This is a genomic window from Pseudorhodoplanes sinuspersici (assembly GCF_002119765.1).
GTDB classification, from domain to species: Bacteria; Pseudomonadota; Alphaproteobacteria; order Rhizobiales; family Xanthobacteraceae; genus Pseudorhodoplanes; species Pseudorhodoplanes sinuspersici.
This window is the reverse complement of the sequence record NZ_CP021112.1, coordinates 4,258,358-4,273,600: the sequence shown is the minus strand read 5'-3', so window position 1 is coordinate 4,273,600 and position 15,243 is coordinate 4,258,358. Positions and strand designations below refer to the sequence as shown.

The 15,243-nt window shown below is 60.4% G+C and carries 19 protein-coding genes; 8 read left to right on the top strand and 11 right to left on the bottom strand.

Going from position 1 to position 15,243, the window contains the following annotated elements:
• Positions 1-165 precede the first annotated feature (165 nt).
• The 3 genes from CAK95_RS20745 to CAK95_RS20735 all read left to right on the top strand — a co-directional run bounded on the left by CAK95_RS20745 (position 166) and on the right by CAK95_RS20735 (position 2,456).
• Positions 166-756, top strand: a complete 591-nt coding sequence (locus tag CAK95_RS20745) for a PAS domain-containing protein (protein WP_086089639.1) — start codon at positions 166-168, stop codon at positions 754-756.
• 109 nt (positions 757-865) lie between these two features.
• Positions 866-1,498, top strand: a complete 633-nt coding sequence (locus CAK95_RS20740) for a PilZ domain-containing protein (RefSeq protein WP_086089638.1) — start codon at positions 866-868, stop codon at positions 1,496-1,498.
• A 382-nt stretch (positions 1,499-1,880) separates the two neighbouring features.
• Positions 1,881-2,456 carry a transglutaminase-like cysteine peptidase gene (locus CAK95_RS20735; protein WP_245303889.1) on the top strand — a complete coding sequence of 192 codons (576 nt, stop codon included), beginning with the start codon at positions 1,881-1,883 and terminating at the stop codon, positions 2,454-2,456.
• A gap of 117 nt (positions 2,457-2,573) precedes the next feature.
• Here the strand turns inward: CAK95_RS20735 and CAK95_RS20730 are convergent, their stop codons facing one another.
• Together CAK95_RS20730 and CAK95_RS20725 are read right to left on the bottom strand one after the other, a co-directional pair.
• The gene (locus CAK95_RS20730) at positions 2,574-3,104 is read right to left on the bottom strand and encodes a gamma carbonic anhydrase family protein (RefSeq protein ID WP_086089637.1); all 531 of its coding nucleotides are present in this window, start codon (positions 3,102-3,104) and stop codon (positions 2,574-2,576) included.
• 85 nt (positions 3,105-3,189) lie between these two features.
• The gene (locus tag CAK95_RS20725) at positions 3,190-3,516 is read right to left on the bottom strand and encodes a DUF6949 family protein (protein ID WP_086089636.1); all 327 of its coding nucleotides are present in this window, start codon (positions 3,514-3,516) and stop codon (positions 3,190-3,192) included.
• A gap of 218 nt (positions 3,517-3,734) precedes the next feature.
• Here CAK95_RS20725 and CAK95_RS20720 point away from each other — a divergent pair, with 218 nt between their 5' ends.
• A complete protein-coding gene (locus CAK95_RS20720; protein ID WP_086089635.1) occupies positions 3,735-4,421 on the top strand; it encodes a hypothetical protein in 687 nt (228 codons plus the stop codon).
• Positions 4,422-4,424: 3 nt separating this feature from the next.
• Here the strand turns inward: CAK95_RS20720 and CAK95_RS20715 are convergent, their stop codons facing one another.
• The 5 genes from CAK95_RS20715 to CAK95_RS20695 form a co-directional block, all read right to left on the bottom strand.
• Positions 4,425-4,637 (bottom strand): DUF3126 family protein, encoded by a 213-nt coding sequence (locus CAK95_RS20715; RefSeq protein ID WP_086089634.1) that lies wholly within the window; start codon positions 4,635-4,637, stop codon positions 4,425-4,427.
• A gap of 61 nt (positions 4,638-4,698) precedes the next feature.
• Complete coding sequence (cysE, locus tag CAK95_RS20710; RefSeq protein WP_086089633.1) at positions 4,699-5,520, bottom strand: serine O-acetyltransferase; 822 nt, start codon at positions 5,518-5,520, stop codon at positions 4,699-4,701.
• 159 nt (positions 5,521-5,679) lie between these two features.
• The gene (locus CAK95_RS20705) at positions 5,680-6,588 is read right to left on the bottom strand and encodes an alpha/beta fold hydrolase (protein WP_086089632.1); all 909 of its coding nucleotides are present in this window, start codon (positions 6,586-6,588) and stop codon (positions 5,680-5,682) included.
• A 10-nt stretch (positions 6,589-6,598) separates the two neighbouring features.
• Positions 6,599-7,351: an alpha/beta fold hydrolase gene (locus tag CAK95_RS20700; RefSeq protein WP_086089631.1), complete on the bottom strand. Its 753-nt coding sequence runs from the start codon at positions 7,349-7,351 to the stop codon at positions 6,599-6,601.
• A 41-nt stretch (positions 7,352-7,392) separates the two neighbouring features.
• Entirely contained in the window at positions 7,393-8,556 is a 1,164-nt protein-coding gene (locus CAK95_RS20695; protein WP_245303480.1) for a hypothetical protein, read from the bottom strand.
• A 205-nt stretch (positions 8,557-8,761) separates the two neighbouring features.
• Here CAK95_RS20695 and CAK95_RS20690 point away from each other — a divergent pair, with 205 nt between their 5' ends.
• The 3 genes from CAK95_RS20690 to CAK95_RS20680 are packed head-to-tail and all read left to right on the top strand — an operon-like array spanning position 8,762 to position 11,259.
• Positions 8,762-9,010 (top strand): zinc-finger domain-containing protein, encoded by a 249-nt coding sequence (locus CAK95_RS20690; RefSeq protein ID WP_086089630.1) that lies wholly within the window; start codon positions 8,762-8,764, stop codon positions 9,008-9,010.
• A 16-nt stretch (positions 9,011-9,026) separates the two neighbouring features.
• Positions 9,027-10,220 (top strand): FAD-dependent monooxygenase, encoded by a 1,194-nt coding sequence (locus CAK95_RS20685; protein ID WP_086089629.1) that lies wholly within the window; start codon positions 9,027-9,029, stop codon positions 10,218-10,220.
• Complete coding sequence (locus tag CAK95_RS20680; protein ID WP_245303479.1) at positions 10,201-11,259, top strand: methionine synthase; 1,059 nt, start codon at positions 10,201-10,203, stop codon at positions 11,257-11,259. Before CAK95_RS20685 ends, CAK95_RS20680 begins: the two co-directional genes overlap by 20 nt.
• 10 nt (positions 11,260-11,269) lie before the next feature.
• Here the strand turns inward: CAK95_RS20680 and CAK95_RS20675 are convergent, their stop codons facing one another.
• Entirely contained in the window at positions 11,270-11,545 is a 276-nt protein-coding gene (locus CAK95_RS20675) for a metal-sensitive transcriptional regulator (RefSeq protein WP_086089628.1), read from the bottom strand.
• A 53-nt stretch (positions 11,546-11,598) separates the two neighbouring features.
• Between CAK95_RS20675 and CAK95_RS20670 the strand changes: the two genes are divergently transcribed.
• Positions 11,599-13,959, top strand: coding sequence for a heavy metal translocating P-type ATPase (locus CAK95_RS20670; RefSeq protein WP_280949827.1), 2,361 nt, complete (start codon positions 11,599-11,601; stop codon positions 13,957-13,959).
• Positions 13,960-13,979: 20 nt separating this feature from the next.
• On the opposite strand, the gene CAK95_RS20665 is transcribed toward CAK95_RS20670, so the two are convergent.
• The 3 genes from CAK95_RS20665 to CAK95_RS20655 all read right to left on the bottom strand — a co-directional run bounded on the left by CAK95_RS20665 (position 13,980) and on the right by CAK95_RS20655 (position 15,198).
• Positions 13,980-14,141 (bottom strand): Thivi_2564 family membrane protein, encoded by a 162-nt coding sequence (locus tag CAK95_RS20665; protein ID WP_086089626.1) that lies wholly within the window; start codon positions 14,139-14,141, stop codon positions 13,980-13,982.
• 221 nt (positions 14,142-14,362) lie between these two features.
• Positions 14,363-14,623, bottom strand: a complete 261-nt coding sequence (locus tag CAK95_RS20660; RefSeq protein WP_086089625.1) for a hypothetical protein — start codon at positions 14,621-14,623, stop codon at positions 14,363-14,365.
• A 188-nt stretch (positions 14,624-14,811) separates the two neighbouring features.
• Positions 14,812-15,198, bottom strand: coding sequence for a response regulator (locus CAK95_RS20655; protein WP_086089624.1), 387 nt, complete (start codon positions 15,196-15,198; stop codon positions 14,812-14,814).
• Between the last annotated feature and the right edge of the window lie 45 nt (positions 15,199-15,243).

The window sequence follows — 15,243 nt, the reverse complement described above, 5'->3', positions numbered from 1 at the left end:
CAAGCTGTTGTTAACCATAACGGCCGCCCGCAGAGGATATCGCAAGGTCCCCTCTGACGCCGGGCACGCGACCTGCTCCTCTGGTCTCGCACTCTCTGTTGCACCGCCTTTTTGTCCCGCATCGGGACAAATTCAGCGGCGCCAGTGAGACGGCTGGGACAGAAAATGATGAAGCAGGCGGTCACCCGCGAATTGTTCGAGTATTGGAATGCGCTCCGGGGGTCACGGATCGCACCTATGCGCGACGATATCGACCCCGGTGCGATCCGCGCTCGCCTTGCGGATATCTTCTTGCTCGCCTTGAACATGGAACATGGTCATGCCTTCCGGCTGGCCGGCAGTTCGGTCTGCGCGCTTTTTGGCAAGGAACTCAAAGGCGGCGTTTTCCACGATCTGTGGTCCCCGATCAGCCAACCTCGGATCGGTGCATTGCTGCATAGCATTGCCGAGGACAAGGTCGGCGCGGTTGCCCATGTCATCGGCCGCAATCTCGAGAATGAGATCCTGGATCTCGAAATGATCCTGCTGCCGTTGCTCGATGGGAGCGGCAGCGTGTCACGCCTGCTGGGAGGATTCGCACCGGTCGGAGCGCCCTATTGGATCGGCTCGCGGGCGGTCGAGGCTATCGATCTGGAGGATCTGCGTTACGTCGGGCCCGCACTCGATACGACGCGGGGGCTCATATCGGGACGGAACAATCCGCTGCCGCGCGCAGGATTGGTCATCTATCCGGCCCAAAATCGTCAGGCAATTTAAGCCAATTGTCAGGGCTAACCAGCCGTTAACGCGCTTTCAATAGCTTTTAACCGCCGCGTGCAATCGCCCGCGGGGATCGCTTATTGCGTAGCGTGATTGACGTAACGTCATGGCAATTTTGAATACCGGTGTTCCTCAAGGCGGCGCACGCATTCTTCCGTACAGTGAAGAACGGCGCCGCTTTCAGCGCGTGAAAGTCAATTTGCTCGGCCGCTACATGCTGCCGGACCGCCGTGAATTTCCATGCCAGGTTGTCAATATGTCCCCCGGCGGCATGGCGGTGGTTGCGCCGGTCTCACCGCAGATCGGTGAACGCGTCATCGCCTATATCGATCATGTCGGCCGGCTGGAAGGTGTAACGACGCGCCATTTCGAGAATGGCTTTGCCTCCACCATCGGCGCAACGATGCGCAAGCGCGACAAGCTCGCAGCGCAATTGACGTGGCTCGCCAATCGTCACCTGCTGGCCTCGCCGGAAGATCGCCGCCACGGCCGCTATGTGCCACGCAATCCGATGACGATGCTGATCATGCCGAACGGTGTGAATATCGGCTGCCGTCTGATCGACGTCTCACTGTCCGGCGCTGCCGTTGCAACCGATCAAAGGCCGCCGATGGGCGCGCTTGTCACCATCGGAAAGGTGCAAGGACGGGTGGTCCGGCATCTGGACGACGGCTTTGCCGTTGAATTCCTTCGTTTACAGCATCCAGACTTTCTGGAAGAGAGCATCACCGGCGGGTAAACGCTGCGCGCGCAAGTTTCTGGAAACGCGCATCTTTTTTCATTCAAGCTCTCTTGTTTCACACCGAATTTCGTGCTGACGCGCCGGCATCGGAAGCGCCTGCGCGCACCTTTTATTGCAATTTCATCAAGCACTTCCGCGCCGATCATTCGCATTTTAATCAAATGCGTATTGATCGCATTTTATTCAATTTCGTTTCAATAGAGATAAGTATTCGCGCCAGTTTTGACTTGCTTTCGCGTCAAAAGTACTGCGCCGACTTAGCGGCAATACAAAGGCTTTGTGGGAATGTGGCCCCAACAATAAAGGGAAGGGGTCAGGCGTGCGACGGGTTGCTCACAAGCTGCGGGACAGTTTGAAAATTGCTGCGGCGGGCTGTTTTATTGTGTTGTGTGCGGGTGGTGCGCAGGCGCAAACAAGTCCGCGTCCGCTTTTCGTCTCGCTCGGCGATGCATCGCGCCCGCCGATCGGATGGATCGAATTTTGCGCGGATAATCCGCGCGAATGCTCTGCGCCGCGGGGCGAACCACGTGACGTGGTTTTGACGAACAAGGCCTGGAAAGATCTGGCCCGGATCAACAAATGGGTCAATGATACGATCAAGCCGGTCACGGATATGGACCATTGGGGCGTGGTCGAAAAATGGTCCTATCCGGAGGATGGCAAAGGCGATTGCGAGGACTATGTCCTTTTAAAGCGCCGCATGCTGATTCAGGCGGGATGGCCTCGCGAGGCGCTGCTGATCACTGTCGTTCGCGAACGTAACGGCGACGGTCATGCTGTACTGACTGTGAAAACCGACAAAGGGGAGTTCATCCTCGATAACCAGCATCCGGACATTCGTCTGTGGTCGGATACGGATTATCGCTTCGTAAAGCGGCAGACACAGTTCGATCAGAACGTATGGGTTTCACTCGGCGACCCGCGGCCGCTTATGGCAACCGCAACATCACGCTGAGTTGAGAAGGAAACGCGGTCCCGGTCACGTCCCCACCCCTCCCCGTCCCAGACCGGGCTCGCGGCGGCCGACCTTCCCCCCAAGGTCGGCCGCACCTTTTTTGGTGATGCAATTTTTTCAACCGATGCGCTTTAGATGTTCGGCATATTCGCGTGAACGGCGGACGTAATGATCGGCGCCGCGTCGTATGCCTGCAATGGCGTCGTCGGTCAGTGGACGAATGACACGCGCCGGCGATCCTACGATCAATGAATTGTCCGGAAACGACTTGCCTTCGGTCACCAGGGCACCCGCTCCCACCAGCGAATTGTTACCGATCCGCGCGCCGTTCAGCACGATCGCGCCCATGCCGATCAGGCTGTTGTTGCCGATGGTGCAGCCATGCAGCATCACCTTGTGGCCAATGACGCAATCCTCACCGATGATCATCGGAAAACCGGGATCGGTATGAAGGGTCGCGTTGTCCTGGATCTGCGAGCGATGGCCGAGTTCGATCCATTCGTTGTCGCCACGCAGCACGGCGCCGAACCAGATGCTTGTATCGCTCTTCATGCGGACGCGGCCGACAAGCACGGCGGTCTCGGCCACCCAGTAGCGTCCATCGGCCGGAAATTCGGGCCCTTGCCCGTCAAGCTCGTAGATCGGCATCCTGTGCTGTTCCCCTCAACGCCGTCGGCAAAAATGAATTCCGGTTTTGCGGATGATGACGCGGGAACGCAACCTTGAATGCCGCTCAGGCCAATCCCAACATGGCAACAGCGGCGACAACGAATTTGCCGGACAGCACGCTCCAGAGCCCGGCTGTCACGGTTGCGACCATGGCGGTAACGAAATTATCAAGGCCCGACCGGCGGACGAAGATCGCATTCCGCATGATGATGAACGGCGCTGCAAAAACCAGGAACGGCACATGCGCGACGGCGGCCACCCCTGTGCCGTCACCGAAAATATTGAAGCTTGCCGGACGGGCGGTGAATACTTGGTAGCCGGTCGCAAGCGCACCTGCGACGGAAAATCCCAGCAACAGAACGTAGATCGAATGCAATGCGTCGGCCGACACCGTCGGTACTCCCAGCCTCTTTCAAAAACGCTTTTCCCCGCATGATGTTGCAAACGCTGCGGCCTACGGCCAGCGCTTCGTTAAGAAAGGGTTAATGGTCAAAAATTCAATTCGAACGGTCACTTAAGGAAGCCCGCCTATACTCCGCCGCTGATTCGCGTTTTGTCAGGCAGGCTTTCTCTATGGCGATGAGCCACATTCATCACCGATCTTATGCAATGCCAAAGCTGCGTAAGCGCAGCTTCCTGTGGTTGCCGGTTGCCATCTTCATCGCCGGCGTGGTCGCCGCCGGAATATGGGTGACCTATCTCCTTTGGCCGCGCTGGCCGGCGGATGTAGCGCTCGACGCCCCGACCCTGCCGATCACGGTGAACGGGGTCAATTTCAACATCCCGCCCGCTGCGATCCGCAACAAGGTACAAAGAAAGGCCGGGACTCAGGAACGGATCGACCTGGTCTTCATGTGGCCCTCGCTCATGCCGCCGGACCCGGCTGTGAGGGCCGATCCGGCCGCCTCGGCCATATCCGTCGACCGCGTATTTCTGACCGTGGCGTCTTACGGCAACACGCTTCCGGTGATCGATCGTCTCAAGACAATCTATCCGCGCTATCTGGATGTCAGCATCGCCATGGAACCGGGCGGCCTGACCGTCCGTCCCTTTCGCGATAGCACGCCCTATCAGGGCGAGGACATCCTCTACGACAACAGCAATCGGGAGCGCTTCATCGTCCGCTGCACGCGCGACGATGCGCGAGGCACAGTCGGCATGTGCCTCTACGAGCAGCGCGCGGGCCAAGCCGACATCACCGCGCGCTTTCCGCGCGAATGGTTGTCGGACTGGACCGCTGTCGCCGATGGTCTTGAAAAGCTGATCAAGCGGCTGCGTGCCGCGCAGCGGCCGTAAGTCTTACGGCTCCAGATCCGTTTCCAAAATCGCCATCTGGAAATTATAGGACTTGTCGTCGTCCTCGTCATCGACGAACAGCACACCGATGAACTCATCGCCGATATAGACTTCGGCGGAATCGTCCTTCTTTGGACGCGGTACAACCCGGATCTTCGGATTGTCGAACAGCCGCTTCAAATAGGAATCGAGCTTTTTGATTTCCTGGACGTCCACTATCGCGCTCCCTCTACCCCGCGTCGCGACGCAGGCCATCGAACCGTGAATCAGGCGGCTATCAATTCCCGATATCGAAGAGCATGTCCATACGCCGCGACGGTTCTGCGCAACCTGCGGTGCCGACGACACGGGCGGGGACGCCGGCGACGGTGACATTGTTGGGAACCGGCTTGATGACGACCGAGCCGGAGGCGATGCGCGCGCAATGGCCGACTTCGATATTACCGAGGATCTTGGCCCCTGCCCCGATCAGCACACCATGGCGGATTTTCGGATGACGATCGCCGTCTTCCTTGCCGGTGCCGCCGAGCGTCACGCCATGCAGCATCGACACGTCGTCATCGATCACCGCGGTTTCACCGACCACCAGGCCAGTGGCGTGATCGAGGAAGATGCCGCGGCCGATCTGGGCGTTGGGGTGAATGTCGCACTGGAAAACCGCGGACGAGCGGCTCTGTAGATAATAGGCAAAATCCGTGCGCTGCTTGCGATAGAGCCAATTCGCCAGCCGATGTGTGACGATGGCATGAAAACCCTTGAAGTACAGGACCGGCTCGATGAAACGATTGGTGGCCGGGTCGCGGTCGATCGTCGCGACGATGTCGGCACGGAAGGCATCGCCGATCGAGGGCTCGTCCTGCAATGCGTCGGCGTAGGCCTGCCGGATCACTTCACCGGACATATCCGGATGATCCAGCCGCTCCGAAGCACGATGCACGACGGCGTCTTCCAGACGGTCGTGATGCAGGATCGTGGAATAGATGAAGGTGGCCAGCGCCGGTTCGGCGCGCACGATCTCCTCGGCCTCCTCACGGACCTTCGCCCAGACCGGGTCGACTTTGCTGACTGTACTTGCCGGCTTCGTCAGATGCTGCGCCATGATGGATACGCCTCGGCTGCCCACTGTTGCTTTACGTGGGCTAACACATAGAGGTTGAAATTGATCTCCGCCACCCCGCTTTTCAGGCTGTGGGGGCTATGGTTTCCGCATGGCTATAGAATATTATTCTACGAAAACGCGCTATCTATCTCTGCCGTCTCAGCTTTTGGTAGCAATGGACTGATGCAATCCGCCGAGAAAATCCAGCACGGCGCTGGCAAAATCATCGTTCTGATCCCCTGCCACCATGTGCCGGGCACCGCCGACATCGACATACTTTGCGTGCGGCACGAGTTCGCGAAATTCCTGTACATGCGCTTCCTGCACCAGCTCGGATGAGCCGCCGCGCACTAGCAGCGTCGGGATTTTCAGGTTGCGCGCAGCCCCGAGCAGCATCTGTTCCATGCGTTCGCGGTCGGGATCGAACCCCTTGCGCGAGTCCATGAACCGCGGGTCCCAATGCCAGCGCCATCGGCCATCAGGCGACAATCGCAGGTTCTTCTTCAGACCTTCGTTGCTCTTCGGGCGTGGCCGGTGCGGCAGATATTCGGCCACAGCATCGGCCGCCTCCTCGACCGTCGCGAAGCCTTCCTTGGCATGGGCGCGCATGAAGCCCTGCACCTTGGCGACGCCCTCATAGTCGACGCGCGGGGTGATATCGACCAGCACGATGGACGACAGGAGATTCTTGCCAGTGTCGCGCATGGTCTCGCCTTCGGCGAGCATTGACGAAATGCCGCCAAGCGATGCGCCGATCGCAGCTGGCTTGTGTCCCGCCCGCCTCGCCAGCTCGGCGGCAACGGCTTTCACATCCTGCGCGAAGTCCTCGAAGGTGTAAGCGCCATTATCCACCCACGCCGACTCGCCATGGCCGCGCTGATCGATCGCATAAGCGGTCCAGCCACGCTGCGCGAGTTGCGCAGCCGTTGCACGCCAAGCATGCCGCGTCTGCCCGCCACCATGCAACAGGATAACGGGAACACCTCGATCGCCGAACACATCGCTGACAAGTGTGTTGCCACTCGCGCCGGTGAAAGTCGTCTTGTCCGGTGTCACATGCTTGGTCATGAGGTTGCTGTCACGCTCTCTCGCTCAGGAATTGCAGCACGCCATTCTTGAACACACGGTCGCCGACAGCGCGCATGTGATCGCGTCCCGGAATATCGAGCACTGTCGCATGTGGCATGAGCGCAGCCAGCTTGTCCGCCGGTCCCGCCACTTCGTCGGTGGTGCCAACTGCGACCAATGTCGGCGTCTCGATCGCTGCGACTTCATCCGGCGTCATGGTCTGCCGGGAGCCGCGAATGCAGGCCGCAAGCGCGCGCCGATCTGATTTCGTCTGATCGGCAAAAGCGCGGAATGTGCGGCCCATCGGATCGGTGACATCATCGAGCGATGGTGCTTCGAGCGCATCGGCAATGTCTTCGGGCAGCCCTGCCCCATCGATGAGCTTGTAGCCAAGCCCGCCGAGGATCGCCGAACGCACGCGCTGCGGATGCGCGGCACAAAGGAACGACGTGATCCGCGCGCCCATCGAATAGCCCATGATATCGGCGCGTTCGATATCGAGATGATCAAGCAACGCACGAACGTCCTCGGCCATCTTGTCAGTATGATAATCCGCCGGATTGTAGAGCTTGGACGACTGGCCGTGGCCGCGATTATCGTGCGCAATCACACGAAATCCGGCCCCAGTCAGCGTCGTAACCCAACTCGGAAAAGCCCAGTTGACCTCGCGATTGGACGCAAAGCCGTGGATCAGAACAATGGGGTCGCCCTGGCCTTCGTCGAGGTAAGCGATCTCGACGTCGCCATGTTTGAAAATCGGCATGTGATGAGAGTTCAGCCTGAATAGAGGAATGAGGCCGGACACTAAACCTGCGACGGCGCCATTGCCAAGCGCCGCTGCCGCGCGAGTTCGCGTTTTGCGCGGCGGACCTTCCCCCGTTGCAGGGCTCGCCACGTGACCCGCTCCACCGCGGCCTTGGTGGACGCAATGAATCCGAAGATCGTGAGCGCCGCCCACAAGACCCACAAGGAAAGATCGAACGCGGCGACGGTCAGCGCGATGGCACCGCGTCCGAGCAACTTCAGGATGGCGCGGGTCTTGCCCCCTTCTTTCTCCGCCAGCTTGGCAACACGCGCCATTTCGCGCGGAGAGTCGGAGATGCGCAGGCCGTCCAGCGCTGCCCGCGTACCGGCCTTGCCCTGAACGCTGCCGATATTGCTGCTCAGACGAAACAGATCGTCGGCTTTGTTGAGCTTCACGGCTTCGCGCGCGGCGCGTACGGCAACAGCCGGCTCGGTCAGCGAGGCGCCGGCAAAGGCCTTGCGCATGGCGCTCCAGTCCACCACCGACCGAAGCGATCGCGTCACCGCGCCCGCCATCCGCGAACTGATGCGTCCGGTCTTGCGTGCCGCCTTCACCAGCGAAAGTCCCATGCGGGCCGGTGCACCGGTACCGAGCGAAGCGTAGGTGCCGGCCGTGACGGCGATGCCGACCGCCGATAATCCGAGGATGAGATGATCGGCCTCCTGGCCTGCGGCCAGATGCGAGCCTTCCCGGATCATGTCGCGGATATCACCGAACACGAACAGGTCGCCGACCGCTGTTCCGGCAAGGCTGACGAGATCGTCAGGCTCGCCGACGATCAGGCCACGGGTAAAATTGCCGGCGGTTGAAAGGGCGCTATTCGCCTTCTCGACGGCGGCATCGACTTTGGAGGCCAGCTCCGGCGCAACCGTCACGTTCCGGTCATGCGCGAGATCAACGAAGCTTTTGGCGAGTTCGGCGTCGTTCGCCGCCAGCGCCGCCTCGATTTCCTTTGCGGCGATATCGGCATTGAAGCTGCGGGCGAGCTTGCGATCGGCCAAGGCTGCCGGATCGTCCTGTACGGCCAGGAGCCAACCGGCTTCGATCGCGTGCGGCAGCAGTGCAACGGCGGCAACCCCGCAGGCGGCGGCGGCCAAGGCAAGCAGCTTCACACGCAGCAGCGAGGCGCGTCTTCGCCCGGCGGGTGGTTCTGGGATGGACATGGTGAGATCTCGATCGCGCCGTGTGTCGCTGTTCAACCTGTTGCCGCAACTGGACTTTTCAAGAACCTCAACGCGACCAAGACTGGCGGATTTAGGCAATTCACGCCGGCTGGTTAATTCCGAAAACCGGCATTGATTCACCCAAAACCGCCGCTATGGTGCAGCCGATATAGGCACCATTCCAGACAAATTCGAGGCGCCGCCCATGGCCGACCACATCATCCCGCATTTCCAGAACGATGCCGGTGTTCCGGTGATCGAGGTCGGCGCCAAGGAATTCATGTGCATCGGCGCTCGGCCGCCGTTCGACCACCCGCATGTGTTCTGCGACATGGGCGACGACACCGAGATCATCTGCGAATATTGCTCCACCCTGTTCCGCTACGACCCGAAGCTCGATCCGCACGAAGCGCGGCCACCGGAATGCGCGTGGACGGAGCCCAAGGCCGCCTGATCCGTTATTGGTTTAGGTGGGCTCATCGCGAACCATCCTTATTGCAGGCGCCGGTATTGGTGGATTGACGGCGGCGCTGGCGCTCGTCCGCGTCGGCTACCGGATCATTATCGCTGAACAGGCCGACAGCCTTGGCGATGTCGGCGCCGGCATCCAGCTGTCACCCAACGCAACGCGCATTCTGAATGCGCTTGATGTCGGCCCGCGGCTCAAAACAACAGCGGTCGTCCCGGACGGCGTGTCAGTGCGGCACGCGCGTTCGGGGTCGGAAATCGTCTTCATGACGTTGGGTCACGGCGCACAGTTTCGCTATGGCGCACCCTACTGGATGCTTCATCGTGGCGACCTGCAGGCCGGACTGCTCGAAGCTGTGGCGGAGCAACCCGACATCGCAATCAAACTCGGAACGAGGCTCGACGATTTCGCCGTTCATACGCATGGCGTGACGGCGCAACTCAGCAGCAAGCAGAGCGTTAGCGAAGAGCGTGTCCTCGGCATCGTCGGCGCCGATGGTTTGTGGTCGGCGACACGCGCGCGTTTGGGAGACAAGACCAGGCCCGGTTTCCGCAATCGCACGGCGTGGCGTGCGGTGGTGCCATCGTCGATGGTACCGGACCAATTCCGACGGCCGGTCACTTATCTTTGGCTCGGACAGAATGCTCATCTCGTGCATTATCCGGTCCGCTGCGGCACGCTGATCAACATCGTCGCCATTGTCCGCGACCGCTGGAATGAACCGGGCTGGTCCGCACCCGGCGCACGCGATGAATTATTCCGTCGCTTCACCAAAGACGAATGGGCGCAAGATGCCCGCGATCTGCTCGCCATGCCGGAAGACTGGTTGAAATGGGCCTTATTCGACCGTGACACCGCCGGCTTTCCCGGGCAGGGGCCGGTGACCCTGCTTGGCGATGCCGCACATCCGATGCTGCCGTTCCTTGCGCAAGGCGCGGCCATGGCGATCGAGGATGCTGCTGTTCTCGCCCGATGCCTCGGCTCGCCGGACGGTGATCCTGCGTCGGAGATGCGACGGTACGAAACCACACGCAAGAACCGCGTGCGCCGGGTGCAGCACGCCGCGCGCGCCAACAGCCGCACCTATCATCTGTCCGGTGCGTCGGTCGTCGCGCGCAATCTGGCCATGCGCTGGCTCGGCGGAGAACGGCTTCGCGCCCGCTACGACTGGCTCTATGATTGGCGCCCGGATTGAGCAGCGCAGCGAGGATGCCATGTTCGAGACGACGATCGCCGGAAGTCTGCCGAAACCGTCATGGCTTGCCGAACCGGAAAAGCTGTGGGCTCCATGGCGCCTGCAAGGCGACGAGCTTACAGCCGCCAAGTGGGATGCCACCATCCTTGCGGTGAAGCTGCAGGAAGATTCCGGCATCGATATCGTCTGCGACGGCGAGCAGGCGCGTCAGCATTTCGTACACGGATTTCTGGAGCGCATCGAGGGCATCGACTTCGCCAACAAGGTCGAGATGGGCATCCGCAACGACCGCTACAAAGCGATGGTGCCGCAGGTGGTCGCGCCGCTTCGCCTGAATGGCCGCGTGCATGCGATGGAAGCGAAAGCTGCTCGCGCTCACACGAAGCACAAGCTCAAAATCACCCTGCCCGGGCCAATGACCATCGTCGACACGGTGGCCGATCGATATTACGGCGACAAAGTCAAAATGGCGTTTGCCTTTGCCGATTGCCTGAATGCCGAAGCGCGTGCACTCGAACAGGATGGTGTCGATGTCATCCAGTTCGACGAACCGGCTTTCAACGTGTTCATGCGCGAGGTGACCGAATGGGGCATTGAAGCCCTGCACCGCGCCAGTGCCGGCCTCTCCTGCAAGACCGCCGTGCATATCTGCTACGGCTACGGTATCAAGGCCAATGTGGACTGGAAGAACAGCCTGGGCGACGAGTGGCGGCAATATGAGGAGATTTTCCCCGCCCTTGCGAACAGCCGCATCGATCAGGTGTCGGTGGAGTGCCGCAATTCGCACGTACCGCTCTCGCTCCTGTCACTCCTCAAAGACAAGGATGTTCTGGTCGGCGTGATCGATGTCGCGACCGACGCGATCGAAACGCCCGAAGATGTGGCGGCAACAATCGCGGACGTGATGCAATATGTGCCGAAGGAACGCATCATCGCCTGCACCAATTGCGGCATGGCGCCGATGAAGCGCGAGATCGCCGAAGCGAAGCTGAAGGCTTTGGGCGACGGCGCAGCGCTGGCGAGAACGCGCTTCGGGTAGGATCGAGCGGTCATCGCTCCGCGCGTCCGAACACCTCCATCAGCTCCGCAATCTTCTTGCGCTGATCGGCCCTGTTGCCGGAGGCAATGGCGCCTTCCACGCAATGGGCGACGTGATCGCGCAGCACCTCTTCCTCGACTTTCCGCAAAGCAGCACGCACCGCGGAAATCTGCGTCACGATGTCGATGCAATAACGGTCCTCTTCGACCATGCGCGAGAGACCGCGCACCTGCCCCTCAATGCGCTGCAATCTTTTTGTAACCTGAGCCTTGGCATCTTTCTGCATGAGGTCTATATACCCCCCCAGGGTATATGTTTCAAGACAAGAAGGCGGACAGTATGGCACACGACGCACACGATCATTCCGGCCATGAGGCGGGATGCTGCGGGGGCCATAAGAACCCGGCCACACAGGCTGTGATTGATCCCGTCTGCGGCATGAGCGTCGATCCAGCGACGGCCAAGTACCGTCATACGCATCAGGGGCATGATTATTTCTTTTGCTCTGCCGGCTGCCAGACGAAATTCATCGCCGACCCGCAGAAATATCTCTCCCCACAGCAGCGCAAGGCCGAAGAGGTCCCGGAAGGCACGATCTACACCTGCCCTATGCATCCGCAGATCCGGCAGGTGGGCCCGGGCTCCTGCCCGATCTGCGGCATGGCGCTTGAGCCTGAACTGGTGTCGGCCGACAGCGGTCCCAATCCTGAGCTCGCGGACATGACGCGCCGGTTCTGGATCGGCCTTGTGCTGACCCTGCCGGTTTTCGCGCTGGAAATGGGCGGACATCTGACCGGCCTGCACATGATTCTTGGTCAGGCGAAATCGAACCTGATCCAGTTTGCACTGGCGACTCCGGTCGTGCTCTGGGCGGGCTGGCCATTCTTTGTGCGCGGATGGCAGTCGCTCGTCACGCGCAATCTCAACATGTTTACGCTGATTGCCATGGGAACCGGCGTAGCCTGGGTCTACAGCGTCATTGCGACATTTGCCCCGGAGATTTTTCCCGCGGCCTTCCGGGCTGCCGACGGCTCGGTTGCGGTTTACTTCGAAGCCGCGGCGGTGATCACCGTGTTGGTGCTGCTCGGGCAAGTGCTTGAACTGCGTGCCCGTGAAGCGACGTCCGGCGCGATCAAAGCCCTTCTGGATCTTGCGCCCAAGACAACCCGGCGCATCAATCCTGACGGTAGCGACGAGGAAATCCCGCTCGATGATGTGATCGTTGGCGACAAGTTGCGCGTGCGTCCTGGCGACAAAGTGCCGGTGGATGGCGAGGTGATCGAGGGCCGATCGGCCCTCGACGAGTCGCTGGTGACAGGCGAATCCATGCCGGTGACAAAAGAAGCCGGCGCCAAGGTTATTGCTGGTACGATCAACCAGAGTGGCGCCTTCGTTATGCGTGCCGAGAAAGTCGGTCGCGATACCCTGCTCTCCCAGATCGTACAGATGGTTGCCGCAGCCCAGCGGTCGCGCGCGCCGATCCAGCGGCTGGCGGATCAGGTCTCTGGCTGGTTCGTCCCTGCGGTCATCGCCGTGGCGCTGATTGCATTCGCAGCCTGGGCCTATTTCGGCCCGGAACCGCGCTTCGCTTATGGACTTGTAGCGGCGGTTTCGGTGCTGATTATCGCTTGTCCCTGCGCGCTCGGTCTCGCGACGCCAATGTCGATCATGGTCGGCGTCGGCCGCGGCGCGCAATCGGGCGTCTTGATCCGCAATGCCGAAGCACTGGAGCGCATGGAAAAGGTCGACACGCTGATTGTCGACAAGACCGGTACGTTGACGGAAGGAAAGCCCGCGTTGACGGCGGTCGCGGTCGTAAACGGCTTTACGGAGAACGATGTGCTCCGTCTCGCCGCAAGCGTCGAAGCCGCGAGCGAACACCCGCTGGCGCTCGCCATCGTGACGGCGGCCAAGAACCGCAAACTCGATCTCGCTCCGGTGCAGGACTTCGATTCGCCGACCGGCAAAGGTGCCGTCGGTGTGATCGATGGCAGGCGCATCGCCATCGGTAATACTAATTTCCTTGGCGAGTTGAACGTTGCAACTGATGCATTGTCGACGGATGCCGACCGGCTGCGCGGCGATGGCGCAACGGTTGTTTTCGTCGCGATCGAGGGTACGCTCGCCGGAGCGCTGGCCATCGCCGATCCGGTCAAGACGGAGACGCGCGCCGCGCTCGACGCCTTGCGCGCCGACAAAGTCCGGATCGTCATGTTGACCGGTGACAACCGCACCACTGCGCTCGCCGTCGCGCGCCGTCTCGGCATCAATGAGGTCGAGGCTGACGTACTACCGGATGGCAAGAGTGCCGTCGTCGAAAAGCTGCGCGCTCAGGGCCGCATCGTGGCGATGGCAGGCGATGGCGTAAACGATGCGCCCGCTCTTGCTGCTGCCGATGTCGGCATTGCCATGGGCACCGGCACCGATGTCGCGATTGAAAGCGCCGGCGTGACGCTGCTGAAAGGCGATCTCACCGGCATCGTGCGGGCGCGGCACCTGTCCGAAGCGGTGATGCGCAATATCCGCCAGAACCTGTTCTTCGCTTTCATCTACAACGCAGCCGGCGTGCCGATCGCCGCCGGGCTGCTCTATCCCTTCCTCGGAATCTTGCTGTCGCCCATCGTCGCGGCCGCAGCAATGGCGCTATCGTCCGTCAGCGTCGTCGGGAATGCGCTGCGGCTGCGGGGCGTCAGGTTGTGACGCCCCTCACCGGTCGTTGATCAGAAGACCGCGAGGTATTTCAGCAACGACAGCACACCGATGATGATGACGATGATGCGGACGATCTGCTTGGCCCGCCCATCGATCGGCAACATGTTGACGAGATAGAGAACAAGAATAATGACAAGAAACGTAATTAGAATACCAATCAATGCTGACATGGCGTGTCCCTTTTGAAAACCGCTCAAACCAGACCGATTTCAGGCCCATGATGTCGGAAAGCACGAATCAGCCTTCGAACGACATCGTGATTTCAGTATCAGACATGATCACGTTTACGGCTTTGGATCGACTGAGATCCAAAGCCGCGTGATCTACGGAATCATAATCGCGTTCGGGGGGATTTGTTCCAGGAGCGGCGGATCGACCGTTGGTTCAAACGCTAGCGGACCACTTGATCGCTGACTGATCGGTGCTTCAGCACACATTTTTTTTCGGCGCCGACCCGCTCGATTTCACGCAAGTCGCCTTGCGTGATGTTGTATTCGCTCTTGTATGCAAGGGTGCTGGCGATTTCTCCACCTGGCCCTTGCGCCGCCTTCTGCATCAGATCTTGCAACTGTCGTTCGCGCTTGACCAGGTTGGCCCCCTGCTCGTTGAGGAGAGCGCAATTATAGAGGTTATACTTGCCGGGCCGGCTCAAGCTCAGGCCTTCTGAACCGGCACAAGCGGCTAGGCCCGTGAGAGCAACCAGGCACAGGATTGCTGAGACAAATCGGGAAAAAGTGTTCATCGCGCTTTAATAAAAGGCAATGTTGGCAAAAGCCAGTCCGAGCCCATCCGAAGAAAAGGTCACGCGCAATCCGCCGCAGCGGACTGACGCATGATCTTTCAGGCGCTGACGTTCAGGGCCTGCTCAACCGCCTGGACGACGTCCCCCGGGCGGAAAGGTTTATACAGTGTCGCAACCGCGCCGGCCTCGTTGGCCATGGCTTCAAAGCCCGGCATTTCGGGACAGCGCCCGCCAAACATAAACCCGGACGCCGCAATCATCGTGATCGTCGGATCGACGTCCCGCAGGATGCTCATCACGACTGTGCCATCCATGTCCGGCATGAAGAGATCGACGATTGCCAAATCGATCCCGCCCCCGCGTACGGCATCGATACCCGATTGACCGTCATTGGCCGTTGTCACCTGATATCCCTTGCTGCGAAGCAGGATCGAGGTCGCTTCGCACACGAGCTTGTCGTCATCAATGATCAGAATATTCGGCATGACGCGCTCCCAATGTCATGACGACGATGCAGGCCAGTCGGCCGC

Coding starts and splice junctions, on each gene's coding strand:
- CAK95_RS20745 (WP_086089639.1), top strand. CDS start 166: ATGATGAAGCAGGCGGTCACCCGCGAATTGTTCGAGTATTGGAATGCG.
- CAK95_RS20740 (WP_086089638.1), top strand. CDS start 866: ATGGCAATTTTGAATACCGGTGTTCCTCAAGGCGGCGCACGCATTCTT.
- CAK95_RS20730 (WP_086089637.1), bottom strand. CDS start 3,104: ATGCCGATCTACGAGCTTGACGGGCAAGGGCCCGAATTTCCGGCCGAT.
- CAK95_RS20720 (WP_086089635.1), top strand. CDS start 3,735: ATGCCAAAGCTGCGTAAGCGCAGCTTCCTGTGGTTGCCGGTTGCCATC.
- cysE (WP_086089633.1), bottom strand. CDS start 5,520: ATGGCGCAGCATCTGACGAAGCCGGCAAGTACAGTCAGCAAAGTCGAC.
- CAK95_RS20705 (WP_086089632.1), bottom strand. CDS start 6,588: ATGACCAAGCATGTGACACCGGACAAGACGACTTTCACCGGCGCGAGT.
- CAK95_RS20700 (WP_086089631.1), bottom strand. CDS start 7,351: ATGCCGATTTTCAAACATGGCGACGTCGAGATCGCTTACCTCGACGAA.
- CAK95_RS20695 (WP_245303480.1), bottom strand. CDS start 8,556: ATGTCCATCCCAGAACCACCCGCCGGGCGAAGACGCGCCTCGCTGCTG.
- CAK95_RS20690 (WP_086089630.1), top strand. CDS start 8,762: ATGGCCGACCACATCATCCCGCATTTCCAGAACGATGCCGGTGTTCCG.
- CAK95_RS20680 (WP_245303479.1), top strand. CDS start 10,201: ATGATTGGCGCCCGGATTGAGCAGCGCAGCGAGGATGCCATGTTCGAG.
- CAK95_RS20675 (WP_086089628.1), bottom strand. CDS start 11,545: ATGCAGAAAGATGCCAAGGCTCAGGTTACAAAAAGATTGCAGCGCATT.
- CAK95_RS20670 (WP_280949827.1), top strand. CDS start 11,599: ATGGCACACGACGCACACGATCATTCCGGCCATGAGGCGGGATGCTGC.
- CAK95_RS20665 (WP_086089626.1), bottom strand. CDS start 14,141: ATGTCAGCATTGATTGGTATTCTAATTACGTTTCTTGTCATTATTCTT.
- CAK95_RS20655 (WP_086089624.1), bottom strand. CDS start 15,198: ATGCCGAATATTCTGATCATTGATGACGACAAGCTCGTGTGCGAAGCG.